The organism is Streptococcus sp. 2022WUSS135 (assembly GCF_044427045.1).
In the GTDB taxonomy this organism is placed as follows: Bacteria; Bacillota; Bacilli; order Lactobacillales; family Streptococcaceae; genus Streptococcus; species Streptococcus hashimotonensis.
In genome coordinates, this window is sequence record NZ_JAOTGL010000034.1 from 1 (window position 1) to 14274 (window position 14274).

Annotated in this window: 14 protein-coding genes and 1 pseudogene; 10 read left to right on the forward strand and 5 right to left on the reverse strand. The window is 39.1% G+C overall.

What is annotated here, in order from left to right:
- Nucleotides 1-196, reverse strand: a pseudogene (locus tag ODU45_RS08880) (IS5/IS1182 family transposase); the annotation flags it as partial.
- A gap of 546 nt (nucleotides 197-742) precedes the next feature.
- Between ODU45_RS08880 and ODU45_RS08885 the strand changes: the two are divergent.
- The 5 genes from ODU45_RS08885 (at nucleotide 743) to serB (ending at nucleotide 7159) form a co-directional block, all read left to right on the forward strand.
- A complete protein-coding gene (locus ODU45_RS08885) occupies nucleotides 743-1972 on the forward strand; it encodes an FtsW/RodA/SpoVE family cell cycle protein (protein ID WP_044753235.1) in 1230 nt (409 codons plus the stop codon).
- A gap of 13 nt (nucleotides 1973-1985) precedes the next feature.
- On the forward strand, nucleotides 1986-2525 hold the full coding sequence (locus ODU45_RS08890; RefSeq protein WP_015647132.1) for a DJ-1 family glyoxalase III: 540 nt from the start codon (nucleotides 1986-1988) through the stop codon (nucleotides 2523-2525).
- Nucleotides 2526-2706: 181 nt separating this feature from the next.
- Nucleotides 2707-4659, forward strand: a complete 1953-nt coding sequence (gene gyrB / locus ODU45_RS08895) for a DNA topoisomerase (ATP-hydrolyzing) subunit B (RefSeq protein WP_002939427.1) — start codon at nucleotides 2707-2709, stop codon at nucleotides 4657-4659.
- 88 nt (nucleotides 4660-4747) lie between these two features.
- Nucleotides 4748-6472, forward strand: coding sequence for a septation ring formation regulator EzrA (ezrA, locus tag ODU45_RS08900; RefSeq protein ID WP_105122009.1), 1725 nt, complete (start codon nucleotides 4748-4750; stop codon nucleotides 6470-6472).
- A 51-nt stretch (nucleotides 6473-6523) separates the two neighbouring features.
- Entirely contained in the window at nucleotides 6524-7159 is a 636-nt protein-coding gene (serB, locus tag ODU45_RS08905) for a phosphoserine phosphatase SerB (protein ID WP_044768022.1), read from the forward strand.
- Between the two features lie 30 nt (nucleotides 7160-7189).
- Here the strand turns inward: serB and ODU45_RS08910 are convergent, their stop codons facing one another.
- The gene (locus tag ODU45_RS08910; protein ID WP_044768021.1) at nucleotides 7190-7840 is read right to left on the reverse strand and encodes an HAD family hydrolase; all 651 of its coding nucleotides are present in this window, start codon (nucleotides 7838-7840) and stop codon (nucleotides 7190-7192) included.
- Nucleotides 7841-7947: 107 nt separating this feature from the next.
- On the opposite strand from ODU45_RS08910, the gene ODU45_RS08915 reads away from it, so the two are divergent.
- A complete protein-coding gene (locus ODU45_RS08915) occupies nucleotides 7948-9075 on the forward strand; it encodes a glycerate kinase (RefSeq protein WP_398581163.1) in 1128 nt (375 codons plus the stop codon).
- Entirely contained in the window at nucleotides 9066-9293 is a 228-nt protein-coding gene (locus ODU45_RS08920; RefSeq protein ID WP_136671919.1) for a hypothetical protein, read from the forward strand. The genes ODU45_RS08915 and ODU45_RS08920 overlap by 10 nt, the downstream gene beginning before the upstream one ends.
- A 9-nt stretch (nucleotides 9294-9302) precedes the next feature.
- On the opposite strand, the gene ODU45_RS08925 is transcribed toward ODU45_RS08920, so the two are convergent.
- Nucleotides 9303-9755 carry a DUF1694 domain-containing protein gene (locus ODU45_RS08925; protein WP_398581164.1) on the reverse strand — a complete coding sequence of 151 codons (453 nt, stop codon included), beginning with the start codon at nucleotides 9753-9755 and terminating at the stop codon, nucleotides 9303-9305.
- 149 nt (nucleotides 9756-9904) lie between these two features.
- Between ODU45_RS08925 and eno the strand changes: the two genes are divergently transcribed.
- The gene (eno, locus tag ODU45_RS08930) at nucleotides 9905-11212 is read left to right on the forward strand and encodes a surface-displayed alpha-enolase (protein WP_002935704.1); all 1308 of its coding nucleotides are present in this window, start codon (nucleotides 9905-9907) and stop codon (nucleotides 11210-11212) included.
- Between the two features lie 148 nt (nucleotides 11213-11360).
- Here eno and ODU45_RS08935 read toward each other — a convergent pair whose 3' ends face one another.
- Together ODU45_RS08935 and ODU45_RS08940 are read right to left on the reverse strand one after the other, a co-directional pair.
- The gene (locus ODU45_RS08935; RefSeq protein WP_029172221.1) at nucleotides 11361-12524 is read right to left on the reverse strand and encodes a site-specific integrase; all 1164 of its coding nucleotides are present in this window, start codon (nucleotides 12522-12524) and stop codon (nucleotides 11361-11363) included.
- A gap of 74 nt (nucleotides 12525-12598) precedes the next feature.
- Nucleotides 12599-13447, reverse strand: a complete 849-nt coding sequence (locus ODU45_RS08940; RefSeq protein ID WP_398581165.1) for a helix-turn-helix domain-containing protein — start codon at nucleotides 13445-13447, stop codon at nucleotides 12599-12601.
- A gap of 119 nt (nucleotides 13448-13566) precedes the next feature.
- Between ODU45_RS08940 and ODU45_RS08945 the strand changes: the two genes are divergently transcribed.
- Both ODU45_RS08945 and ODU45_RS08950 read left to right on the forward strand, forming a co-directional pair.
- Nucleotides 13567-13773, forward strand: a complete 207-nt coding sequence (locus ODU45_RS08945; protein WP_024414032.1) for a helix-turn-helix transcriptional regulator — start codon at nucleotides 13567-13569, stop codon at nucleotides 13771-13773.
- A gap of 140 nt (nucleotides 13774-13913) precedes the next feature.
- Nucleotides 13914-14066, forward strand: a complete 153-nt coding sequence (locus ODU45_RS08950; protein ID WP_398581166.1) for a hypothetical protein — start codon at nucleotides 13914-13916, stop codon at nucleotides 14064-14066.
- Nucleotides 14067-14274: the final 208 nt, after the last annotated feature.

The window sequence follows — 14274 nt, forward strand, 5'->3', positions numbered from 1 at the left end:
AGGCGAACAGGGTCATTTTAAGTAACATAGCGGGATGAAAGGCTGGACGACCTGTGTGAGAAGTTTCTTCCAATAGAACGGATGAAGGAATAGTATCCACAAACTGACTAATCAGACGAGCCTCATGCGTTGCAGGTAAGTCCCAAGCAATATTTAATTCCAAACTTAACTGATTTGTGTTATACTGTTTATACATTTTCATGCCTTTCTAGTTGTTTTGTGGTTATTATAATTATAAAGCATGAAATGGAAAACGAGCAACTCCTAAGTGGAATTGCTCGTTTTTTATATGTGAGAAGCTAGTTTTTGCCCAGCCTCTTTCACGAGCTTGAAAACAAAAGAGCGAGTTATGGTCCAGTGGACCATTTTTTCTTTGCTTCTAGAAATTGGAGAGGGCTTTTTTCGTGCGTGATTGCCAAAATGATTGCCATTGGTTTACTTACTCATGGCTTTGGCAAACTTATGGGGTGTGTGAAGGTAAAGCATTATATTTCAGCCTGTTCGAAGGTGTGAAGATATACGTATTTTATGATTTGTGCACTAGTAATACTCTTCGAAAATCAAAATTATCCGTTGTCAACTTGCCTTGATGAACTCCAGTTCTATCTTCGACTTCGTTTCCTAGGCTACTTTTGATTTTCGTTAAGTATAAATCGTATCCCCTCAGATGTAACTAGATTTTTAGTTTCAATGAGAGATGATTTTTGCTATAATGGAACGAGTAAGAATTTGAAGTGAAAGTATGAGGAAATTGATGAAAAATAAGGGCACAATCGATAGTCGAGTAGACTACTCACTTATTTTACCGGTCTTTTTTTTATTAGTTGTGGGGATTATTTCTCTCTACATTGCGGTTAGTCAAGATTATCCGGATAATGTTGTACAGATGGTTGGTCAACAAATTGCTTGGATAGGAATTGGAACAGTGGCAGCTTTTTTGGTCATGTTCTTTTCCACTAAGTTTCTGTGGCAAATCACACCTTACTTGTACGTACTTGGGCTAGGACTTATGGTATTGCCTTTGTTTTTCTACAGTCCAGACTTAGTAGCATCAACGGGAGCAAAAAACTGGGTAACGATTGGTGGAATGACTCTTTTCCAACCATCCGAATTTATGAAAATAGCCTACATCATTATGTTGTCAAGGGTGATTGTCACCTTTCATAAGTATTATCCAAATCGAAAAATTCGTGAGGATTTTATGTTGATTGGTTATATGACACTGTTTACTATCCCAGTCTTGATTTTATTGGCCTTACAGAAAGATTTAGGAACTTCCTTAGTATTTGTAGCAATCTTTAGCGGAATGCTTCTATTATCAGGAGTTTCTTGGAAAATTCTATTACCGACTGCCTTAACGGGGATCGTTTTGGTTGGTGGATTTATGCTGATTTTTATTTCTCCTGGTGGAACAACATTCCTCCACAATTTGGGGATGGATACTTATAAAATCAATCGTATTGCAGCCTGGCTTGATCCCTTTAAAAATGCCCAATCAACGACCTACCAGCAAGCTCAAAGTTTGATAGCTATCGGAAGTGGTGGCTTAAAAGGACTAGGTTTCAATAAAACAAATCTTCTTATCCCTGTTCGAGAAAGTGATATGATTTTTACGGTGATTGGAGAGGACTTTGGTTTTATTGGAGGGACGGTATTGATTGGACTATACTTGTTGCTCATTTATCGAATGCTGCGGGTAACGTTGAAGTCAAACAATCGATACTACACCTACATATCAACTGGCTATATCATGATGCTGTTGTTCCATGTGTTTGAAAATGTTGGCGCTGCGACTGGTTTGTTACCTCTAACAGGTATTCCTTTGCCGTTTATCTCCCAAGGTGGTTCGTCCATGGTTTCAAATCTAATTGGTGTTGGTCTAGTGCTGTCAATGGGGTATCAGTCACGACTAGCTGATGAGAAGGAAATAAATCGATCACGTCGCTATAGAAAAATTACGATAAAACGTTAGAAAGTTGGTTTATATGACAAGAGTTGCGGTTGTTTTAGCCGATGGTTTTGAAGAAATCGAAGCATTGGCCCCTGTAGATGTATTTCGTCGAGCTCATTTTGACTGTCAGATTGTTGGTTTAGATAGTCATGAAGTGGAGGGATCGCACGGTATTCGTGTTCAAACTGACCAAGTCTTTGATGGAGACCTGTCTTCCTTTGATCTGATTGTGTTACCAGGCGGAATGCCAGGTTCTGTTCACCTTAGAGATTCAGAGTCACTGATTACGGAATTGCAAAGAGCGGTTGCATCAGGAAAATCAGTAGCAGCAATTTGTGCGGCACCAATTGTTCTGGATAAGGCTGGTTTGTTAGATAGTCGTCACTATACATGTTTCCCAGGGAAAGAAAAAGACATTCCGTCAGGTATTCATCTGGAAGAGGATGTGGTCGTTGATGGTCCAATTATCACTAGCCGAGGCGCTGGAACAAGTTTGGATTTCGCCTATAAATTGGTTGATTTATTTGGTGGAGATGGGGAAAGCCTAGCTCAAACAATGGTTTATCATAGTTAAAGTAATGAAGAAGATGGAGCTAATGTTTCCTCTTCTTTTTTCTATCAAAATATTAGAAAATATGGTATAATAAAGGGTATTCGTTAGAATGATTTTTGCTCTAAAAATATGTCTCGCTTTTATCCAGATGGATTGGCTTTTCTATTTTTAAGGAGCAACAAATAGAAAATAAGGAAAAGAAATGACAGAAGAAATCAAAGATTTACAAGAGAAGGCGCAAGAATATGATGCCAGTCAGATTCAAGTCTTGGAAGGTCTTGAAGCTGTTCGAATGCGTCCAGGGATGTATATCGGCTCAACATCTAAAGAAGGTCTCCATCACTTGGTTTGGGAAATTGTCGACAACTCAATCGATGAGGCGCTGGCTGGTTTTGCGGATAAAATTGAAGTTTATATTGAGCCAGATAACTCTATCACGGTTATTGATAATGGACGTGGTATTCCGGTAGATATTCAGGAAAAAACTGGTCGTCCAGCGGTAGAAACTGTCTTTACAGTGCTCCATGCAGGTGGTAAATTTGGCGGAGGTGGTTATAAGGTCTCAGGGGGATTGCACGGCGTAGGTTCATCAGTCGTAAACGCCCTATCTACTCAGCTAGATGTTCATGTCTACAAAAATGGTCAGGTCTATTTCCAAGAGTATAAACGAGGTGAAGTCGTTGCAGATTTGGAGGTTGTTGGAGAAACAGACCGTTCTGGTACAACTGTACATTTTACACCTGACCCAGAAATTTTTACTGAGACGACTGAGTTCGACTTTGCAAAATTAAATAAGCGGATCCAAGAATTGGCCTTCCTAAATCGTGGTTTAAATCTCTCTATTACGGACAAACGTGAGGGAGTAGAGCAAACAAAGGAATATCACTACGAAGGTGGTATTGCTTCCTACGTTGAGTATCTTAATGAGAACAAGGATGTCATTTTTGAGACCCCTATCTATACAGAAGGTGAAATGGATGATATTACCGTTGAGGTTGCCATGCAATATACAACGAGTTATCATGAAAACGTAGTTAGTTTTGCCAACAATATTCACACGCATGAAGGTGGTACCCATGAGCAAGGATTCCGTACAGCTCTGACACGTGTTATCAACGACTACGCCAAGAAAAATAAAATTCTCAAAGAAAATGAGGATAATTTGACTGGTGAAGATGTGCGTGAAGGCTTGACAGCGGTCATTTCTGTTAAGCACCCAGGGCCTCAATTTGAAGGACAAACTAAGACAAAACTTGGGAATAGTGAAGTGGTCAAAATTACCAACCGTCTTTTCTCTGATGCCTTTGCAGAATTTCTTTTGGAAAATCCACAGATTGCTAGACGGATTGTTGAAAAAGGGATCTTGGCAAGCAAGGCTCGTATTGCTGCTAAGCGTGCGCGTGAGGTAACTCGTAAGAAATCGGGTCTTGAGATCTCAAACCTCCCAGGTAAGTTAGCGGACTGTTCCTCAAATGATGCAACGAAGACAGAGCTTTTCATCGTTGAGGGGGACTCAGCCGGTGGTTCAGCTAAATCCGGCCGCGACCGTGAATTTCAGGCTATTTTACCGATTCGTGGTAAGATTTTGAACGTAGAAAAAGCCAGCATGGACAAGATTTTGGCCAACGAAGAAATCCGTAGTCTATTTACAGCTATGGGAACTGGCTTTGGTGCGGATTTCGACGTTAGCAAGGCACGTTATCAAAAATTAGTCATTATGACAGATGCCGATGTCGATGGTGCCCATATTCGGACACTCCTTCTGACATTATTTTACCGCTACATGCGTCCTGTTGTAGAAGCGGGATACGTATATATCGCTCAACCACCTATTTACGGTATCAAGGTTGGAAGTGAGATAAAAGAATATATTCAACCTGGGGTTAATCAAGAGCAAGAATTGCAAGATGCCTTAGAAAGACATAGTACGGGACGGTCCAAGCCAACGATCCAACGTTACAAAGGTTTGGGAGAAATGGATGATCATCAGTTGTGGGAAACTACGATGAATCCTGAAAATCGTCTCATGGCACGCGTTTCAGTTGATGATGCGGCAGAAGCCGATAAGATTTTTGACATGCTAATGGGGGATAAGGTTGAACCTCGTCGAGAGTTTATCGAGGAAAATGCTGTTTATTCAACATTGGATGTCTAAAAACTAAAAAAACAAGTGCATATACTAGAGATTTATGGTATAATTAAGCGATATTTTCTAGTAATTACTATGAGCTAAGGAGATTTACATGCCTACAGGAACAATCATCTTAATCGTTTCGATTGTTATTATTTTAATCATTGCCTATGTAGCTTGCCTGATTGTTCGTAAACGAAATGACAACCTTTTGGTTGCATTGGAAGAACGTAAGGAAGAGCTATTTAACCTTCCAGTTAATGAAGAAGTCGAAACTGTCAAAGCACTTCATTTGATTGGTCAAAGTCAGGTATCATTCCGTGAATGGAATCAAAAATGGGTTGATTTGTCGCTCAATTCATTTGCCGATATTGAAAATCATATCTTTGAGGCAGAAGGCTATAACAATGCCTTTCGCTTTGTGAGTGCAAAGAACGCTATTGACAGTATCGACAGCCAAATTGATTTAATTGAAGAAGATATTGCCTCTATCCGTCAAGGTTTGATGGAGTTGAAGGAGCAAGAAGAGAAAAACTCTGGTCGCGTAAAACATGCGTTAAACCTGTTCGATAGTTTACAGGAAGCTGTTCGTGAAAATCCAGATAGCTACGGTGAGACACTACCAGAACTTGAGAAACAATTGAAAAATATTGAAGTTGAGTTTTCTGAATTTGTGATGCTCAATTCCTCAGGTGACCCGATTGAAGCTTCTGAAATCCTTGATAAGACTGAAGAGCATATGATTGCTCTCAATCAAATCATGGATCGCATTCCAAGTTTGATTGAACGAGTTACAAAAGATTTCCCAGAGCAATTGGAAGATTTGGAGTCGGGCTATCGGAAACTGGTTGAGCAGAATTATTTGTTCACAGAAGCTAACATCGAGTCACAGTTCCAAAATATTCGCGTTTCAATTCGTGAAAATACTGCTTTGATTGTTTCCTTTGATTTGGATGCGGCAGAAGCTGAAAATGAGGGAATTCAAGCAAAAATTGATCATTTGTATAAAGTCTTCAATCGTGAAATCGAAGCGAATAAGGAAGCTGTTAAGATTAGTAAAAACTTGCCAAAATTCTTGGAGCATGTTGTCCAAAATACACAGCTCTTGGATGAGGAAAGCCAACGCCTAAATGCAACTTACTTGCTGGCAGATAGCAAACTTTCACGGATTAATCAGCTTAAAGCTCGTTTGGAATCGATTGAAATTGTTGTTACAGAAAGTGTGGAAGACATTGAAAATCCACAAGTTGCATATTCTATTTTGGAAGAGCGTTTGGACCATTCATTGGCAAGCTTGAAAGAAATCGAAGAGGAGCAGCTTGTTTTAGCTGACTATCTTAAATCACAAGAATTGTCAGAGAGCACAGCGCGTAAGAAAGCTACGCTTTATATCAACAAATTGCATACCCTTAAGCGTTATATGGAAAAACGCAACCTTCCAGGAATTCCAGCTGAATTTTTAACAAACTTCTTTAGAACGAGCGATCATGTGGAAGCCTTGATTGCCGAGTTAGACTATAAACGAATCAATATCGAAGTTGTTAACCGTTTGTTGGAAAATGCAACGTATGATATGAATCAATTGGAAGAGTTAGCGTATTTGATTGTGCAAAATGCGACTTTAACAGAGCAGTTGCTACAATACTCTAACCGTTATCGTTCATTCGATGAAAGTGTGCAAAAAGCATTTAACCGTTCATTATCAATTTTTGAAAAAGATTTTGATTACCAAGCAGCATTTGAAGAAATTTCATTTGCTCTGGAAACAGTTGAACCTGGTGTAACAGAGCGTTTTGTACGTTCATACGAAAAAACTCGCGAAGCCATTCGCTATTAGATAAAAAGCCATTTGGCTTTTTATTTTTATACTTTGAAAGGAATATCGGAAATGACAACTGGATTATTAGTTATGGATGTTGATTCAACATTAATTTTGGAAGAAGGAATAGATCTACTTGGAGAAGAGGCCGGTTTAGGAGAGCAAGTTGCAGCAATTACTGAACGTGCTATGCGTGGGGAATTGGATTTTGAAAAAGCCTTACGTGAACGTGTGGCGTTGTTAAAGGGACTGCCTGTTTCTGTGTTTGATCGAATTATCAAAAAAATCCACTTTACGCCTGGAGCAGCAGAATTAGTCTCAGAATTAAAAATGCGAGGCTATAAGGTAGCAGTAGTTTCAGGCGGGTTTCATGAAACAGTCGATCGACTAGCTGCACAGTTAGAGTTAGACTATGTTCGGGCTAATCGATTAGAAGTAGTAGATGGAGTATTGACTGGACAAGTATTGGGTGAAATTGTAACGAAAGATACTAAAAAAGCATGTTTAGAAGAATGGGCGACAGAAAATGGGCTGACTCTATCTCAAACGATTGCCATGGGGGATGGAGCAAATGATCTACCAATGATTCAACGAGCAGGAATTGGAGTAGCTTTCTGTGCTAAACCGATTGTCCAAGAACAGGCGCCCTACCAAATAAATGAAAAAAATCTCTATAAACTAATAGAGATTTTAGATAGTAAATAATGAGAAGTCAGCTGAGTGCTGGCTTTTCTTCTATTCTGTTGTCAGTAAACTCCTTTTCAAATCTTGGACGGTTTCGACTATCATGGTGGCCCCAGCCTTTTCAAATTCCTGTTTGTTCCCATAGCCGTAAAGAACACCGATGGCGGGAAGTTGGTGTTTGCGTGCTCCTTCAATATCATGTTCCCTATCTCCAATCATCACAGCATGGTTTGGAAATGCTTCTAATTGATTTATAGCATAGCCGATGACGTCCGCCTTACTGATGCGACTACTATCCAGACTAGCACCGGCAATGACATCAAAGTAGTGAGCAATACCAAAATGTTCTAGGATCTGTTTGGCAAATATTTCTGGCTTTGAGGTAGCAATTACTAGTGTTTTTCCAGCTGTTCTCAATTCTTCAAGCAGAGGGATGATTCCAGGATAGAGTTGATTTTCAAACATTCCTTTTTCTTTAAAATAGACACGGAAAGCATCAACTGCACTTTGTGTATCTTCAGGGCTGAGTTGGTAGAATCGTGAAAAAGATTCATAGAGTGGCGGGCCGATGAATCGGTTTAAATTGGCTGTATCTGGTTCTTCGATTCCCATTTTTTCTAGTGCGTAGGCGACGGAGTTTAAGATTCCTTGTCCAGAATCAGTAAGAGTTCCATCTAAGTCAAATAATATAGTTTGATACATACTTATCTCCTTTCTTTCAGTATAACACAGACGATGAAAAACGGAAAAGATTTATTGAAAGCTGAATAGTAGCGTGATATACTAATAATATAAAGGAGGTTAGTATCATGCATATTCTCATTGCTCCGGATTCATTTAAAGAGTCTCTTTCAGCTACAAAGGTTGCTGAAGCGTTTAAAAAAGGATTTTCTAAGGTTTATCCACAAGCAGGGTATGACTTAATTCCCCTAGGAGATGGTGGCGAAGGGACAGTTGAGAGTCTAATTCAGGCCTTATCCTTGGATGTAACCCAGACTTGGGTGACAGGTCCATTTGGAGATAAAATTAAGGTTTCCTATGCGGTTAAAGATGATCTTGCGGTTTTTGAAATGGCTGAGATTGTAGGGCTGGCAAGTATCCCGTATGGAAAAAGGAGTCCTCTCTTTATTAAGACACAAGGGGTTGGGGAGCTGATTGTAGAGCTCGTTCAAAATGGTGTTAAACGAATATTTATAGGAGTAGGTGGCTCTGCCAGTCATGATGGTGGTATCGGAATGGCGGCAGGTTTAGGAGTGAAATTTTATAATCGAGAGGGAAAAGAAGTAGAGGCAATTGGGGCTCATATCGGGGAGATTGTCAGCTTTTCCACAGAGGATATGTTAGTAGATCTATCTCAGGTCAGGATTGATTTGGTAACGGATGTGGAGAATCCGCTTTGTGGACCAGCGGGAGCCACATTTGTTTTTGCAGGTCAGAAAGGTCTTGCCTCTGCTGAATTTGAACTAGTAGACAAGAAAATGGAGTCCTTTTATAAATTGGTTAATCCAATGCTACTCGATTTAGCAGGAGCGGGTGCTGGAGGAGGTATGGCAGCAGGTTTAGTCCAATTTGCTGGTGCTCGCATTCAAAAAGGCATCGACTTTGTCTTGGACCAGTTGGACTTTGATCATCGCGTTGCTAAAGCGGATCTGGTTGTGGTCGGAGAAGGGCGGATGGATGCTCAAAGCTTATCAGGGAAGACTCCGATAGGAGTAGCTAGACGTACGCCGACTGGGATTCCCATTATTGCAATTTGTGGTAGCCTCAAAGACGATCTTCCCGAGTTTCCTTTTGAAAATATCTGCGCCGCTTTTCCGATAATTGCAAGCGTTGAAAGTTTGGAGGACACGCTTCAAAAAGCAGAAAAAACCCTGGTCCGCACGGCAGAGCAGGTGGCAAGAATTCTTCAGTTAGGAGGCCAACAAAGATGGCATTAGTAAAATATATGGCTATTATCTTATTTATTTTTATTTGTCTTGCAAAGCTAGTATCCGTTATGAAACTTTCCAAAAAAGAAAGAGGAATGGAAACGAATGTAATAAAGGCAAATGGAGCAATGTTCTTTTTCAATGAAAAAAATGAAAGAGGCAGATTGCTAGGAATCCTTTGTCTAACCTGTATTATTTTTAGTTTAATATTTATACTGCTTTATTGATAAATAAGTCTAACCAAATAATTTTTTCCAGAAGGAAGGTTTTGCATCTTCCTTTTTTTCTTCTGGTTTTGAGATAAGATTTGGAAATATAGATTCTAAGCTAACTTCTTCATTATCCACAGCGTGATTTGTGTGAAAGACAAGTGCGTAGGGAGACTGTCCTATTTTTTCATCGATGATAGCGGTAGTAATGTCGAAATTCTGAGCAATTTTTAGTAGTGAAATTTGTTGCTTGTCAGACAGGGTTGGCGAGAGTTTAAGGAATAGAGGAGAGTAGCTGTTTACTAGTTTTTGGCAAATTGTATCGAACTTATTTCCGACGACTTCACTACTCAAATCGTCAAAGGAAACGAGCAGGACAACCCGTTCGCGATAGGTTCCCATGTATAGACGTTGTTCATCTGGATTCAATCGTGTTTCGCCAGAGGCTTTCTGTAGTATGGTAGTATTTAAATCGTTCATGGTTTCAGTATAACATACTCAGTTAACTTTGAAAAGGAAGGCGTTTACATTATTTCTTTCAGTAAAATAACCTGTTTTTTCTTGAAAAATCCCTTCTTTTAGGGTATGATAGCTATGTAACAATTTTAAACTCAAAGGAGAGTAATATAATGTCAATTATTACTGATGTTTACGCTCGCGAAGTCCTTGACTCACGCGGTAACCCTACACTTGAAGTTGAAGTTTATACTGAATCAGGTGCTTTCGGACGTGGTATGGTTCCTTCAGGAGCTTCTACTGGTGAGCACGAAGCAGTTGAGCTTCGCGACGGTGACAAATCTCGTTACCTTGGTCTTGGTACTCAAAAAGCTGTTGACAACGTGAACAACGTGATTGCTGACGCTATCATCGGTTTTGACGTTCGTGATCAACAAGCTATCGACCGCGCTATGATCGCTCTTGACGGTACTCCTAACAAAGGTAAATTGGGTGCAAACGCAATCCTCGGTGTTTCTATCGCTGTTGCGCGTGCTGCTGCTGACTACCTTGAAGTGCCACTTTACACTTACCTTGGTGGATTCAACACTAAAGTATTGCCAACTCCAATGATGAACATCATCAACGGTGGTTCTCACTCAGACGCTCCAATCGCTTTCCAAGAATTCATGATCTTGCCAGTTGGCGCTCCTTCATTCAAAGAAGGTCTTCGTTGGGGTGCTGAAGTATTCCACGCTTTGAAGAAAATCTTGAAAGCTCGTGGTTTGGTAACAGCTGTTGGTGACGAAGGTGGTTTCGCTCCTAAGTTCGAAGGAACTGAAGACGGTGTTGAAACAATCATCGAAGCTATCGAAGCTGCTGGTTACGAAGCTGGCGAAAACGGCATCATGATCGGTTTCGACTGTGCGTCATCTGAATTCTACGACAAAGAGCGTAAAGTTTACGACTACACTAAATTCGAAGGTGAAGGCGCTGCTGTTCGTACATCTGCAGAACAAATCGACTACCTTGAAGAATTGGTTAACAAATACCCAATCATCACTATCGAAGATGGTATGGATGAAAACGACTGGGATGGCTGGAAAGCTCTTACTGAGCGTCTTGGCAAACGCGTTCAATTGGTTGGTGACGACTTCTTCGTAACAAACACTGACTACCTTGCACGTGGTATCAAAGAAGGTGCTGCTAACTCAATCCTTATCAAAGTTAACCAAATCGGTACTCTTACTGAAACATTTGAAGCTATCGAAATGGCTAAAGAAGCTGGTTACACTGCAGTTGTATCACACCGTTCAGGTGAAACTGAAGATTCAACAATCGCTGACATCGCAGTTGCAACTAACGCTGGCCAAATCAAGACTGGTTCATTGTCACGTACAGACCGTATCGCTAAATACAACCAATTGCTTCGTATCGAAGATCAACTTGGTGAAGTTGCAGTCTACAAAGGCTTGAACTCATTCTACAACTTGAAAAAATAATCTCTTTACGAGGTTAAGGGCTTAAAAGTCTTGATATAAAGCACTTTGGGGCATCATCCCAAGGTGCTTTTTTAGAATTTACTACCCTTTGTACTACCCCTAGCGAAAATTAGGTATAGTAAGAGGGTAACCCAAAATGGGGCAACCCTTATAAACTATTGATTGCTGTTTCATAATTTGAGACAGCTTTTTTTGCATTCTCCTGGTCGGTGTGCCAATAGACATTTTCAGTCATAATAAGGCTAGAATGTCCCATGCGGTATTGCATGTCTTTGGGGCTTGTATTGGCGTACAGCATCATTGTATTGTGAGTGTGACGGAAACCATGGAATGATACATTAGTCACGCCAGCAGCCTTAAAATGCTTAGTTAGGCGTTGTCTTAACTTACAAGCATAGGCATATTTTTCTGTAAATACAGAGAATACAACCGTTTCAGACCGCCCTAGTTGCCATGATTGCACTTGTTGGCGGTTTTTGTATTGCTTGAGCATAAGTAACGTGGCTTTATCTATTGGTATATCACGATAACCAGCACTTGACTTAGGTGAGTTTATTTCTTGGTATCGGTTGAGTGTTTTGTTGATGCTGATAATACCATTGTCTAGGTCAATATCAGACCATTCAAGAGCTAAAGCCTCACCGATACGGCAACCAGTAGCTAACAAAGTCTTGTATAGGACAATATCAAACAGATTTTCATAGCTTGATTGATCTAGTGTATCGAGGTAATCAAGAAATTGTTTTAGTTCTTTGTTGTCCAGGTATTTTACAGTAGTTTTTTCTTTTTGTTGCTTACGTGGCACTATAACATCATTAGCTGGGTTATATGTTATCACTTGCATAGAAACACCGTATTTCAAAATACGCTTATTCATATTATGGAGTAAGGAGTAGTTAGCAAACGCCCCTTTTTGCCCAGTATTAGCCTTGTCAGCCCATTTGTTTACTTGTTGTTGGATAATAGGCGTAGTGAGTTTAGATAGCTTGTAATCGCCAAATACGGGCAATAGATGCACCCTAACCACGCCCTCCATAGATTGGCGAGTATTTGGCTTAACTGTATTCTTGTAACTATCCCACCAAACTTTTACAAGCTCATTATACGTTGTAATTGTCGGCTTGTCTTTAACTGTATAGCCATTAGCAGCAAAAGCATTGATAGCATCACGCGCTTTTACCCTAACTCCCTTTTGGGTGGTTGCTGTAACAGTTGTACGGGCTTTCTTGCCCGTTAGTTGGTCAACACCTAGATAGACACTTGCATAGTAAACTTTTTGACCGTTCTTTTTGATTTTATCTTTGATATTCATGTATTTGTACCTTTCTTTCCATCAGCAGGCAAGGCGCGTAGTTTTGTTAGGTATTTATACATGAAATGACTTGCTTAGTCATTGTCAATTTTAATTGTTTTTTGTTTTGTTAATTGATTTTCTAAGATATTTACGGTATACCCATGAATATCTATATTCTCTAGTAAAAATCCGAATTTTAGCATGTTCACCAAGATTTTAGGCATTACTTTAGAACGTTGTCGTATGTATGTGCTAAATGGGATAATTTCTGTCGATGTAATGTAATCAATACTTTGTGATGATGAATTAGGAATATCATTTCCAAACAAATTAAAAAATCTTGCTTTATTTACATCGTCAATATATATTGTTTTTGTCGGCTCATTAAGTATTGCTAATAATGCAGTATATAAACTCTTTTCTTTGTTAGTCAACTTAAAACCAAAATAGAAATACTCTTTATTTTTTATTCCTCCAAAAAGTGAGTAATCAAAATTAGATAAATCATTGTTTAGTAAATTTCCCTGCAAGTCTTTTGATTGTTCAGTAGCTAATTCAATAAATTTTTTTATCGTTTCGTCTGAAATCTGATAATCAATCTTAGAAATGGTATTTCGAGCAATTTCTAACGCTTTATCTGTTATATTATCATGCAAGGAGTTGTACTCATCGTAGCCCTCAATACTTTTTGGAGCTAACTCCATTATTTTTAAGTGTAAATAATTATCGTAATCACCGTAAAGTAACTCTTCTACACTTGTTTTTCCAATAGATGAAATTTTTAGTAAGTTTTCTTTATTGGGTAAATTACGTCCTTTTTCCCAGTTATTTACTGTACCTTTGCTGGTATTAAATCTTTCTCCAAATTTATCCATAGATTCACCTAATCTTAATCTGATATTTTGGATACGTTCCCCCACAAGTTTATTATCTATCTCCATGTAATCCCTCCTTGTAGTTATATAATAAACTTTTTTTTGAAAAAAGTAAACAAAAGTATTGACTTAGTTAACATGAAGTTTTATAATTATGGTATTCAAAAGTAAAGGAGGTTGCACGTATGACTTGTACAAACAAGGTTAGAGGTTATCGAAACATGCTTGGCTTAACCCAAGAAAGTCTCGGGAAAGAGCTTGGTATATCTAAGCAAAGTTACCATAACAAGGAAAGTGGAAAGACGCGGTTTTCAGATTCAGAAAAAATCAAAATTAAAAAACTGTTGTTACCTATGTTCCCAAATATCACGCTAGAAGATATATTTTTTTAGCAAAAGGTATTCAAAAGTAAAGGGGATTAGTTTATTAAGCACCCAAGCGGATTTATGCAACAGTCATGGAATGGCTAGCAAAAGATTACTAAACCAATTTGAAAACACCTATTAGAACAAGCGAAAAAAGGAGAAAACAAATGAATATTGCAGATTTCAAAGCAAAATACAACAAACTCATCGAACAAGCGACCGACCGTGTTGCCTATAATGACCGAAGAGGAGGGATTGGAGTTACAACTGACGGTGAACTATTAAGAAATCTTCTAAAAGCACTTGATGCTGAAAATTAATTCAGGAAAACAAAAAGCCATGTACAGGCGACCAAACCAACATACACGGCTAAGAACAAATAACAAAACTCAAGCAAGGCATGAACTGCTCCCTGTCAAGTGGACAATGAAATAATAAAAGATTAGGCGACGGCCTTGTTCCTCATTTCAAGAGGGGCAAGGCCGTTGTTGCGTTCTTGAAATCGTTGATGATTATAAAAATAGATGT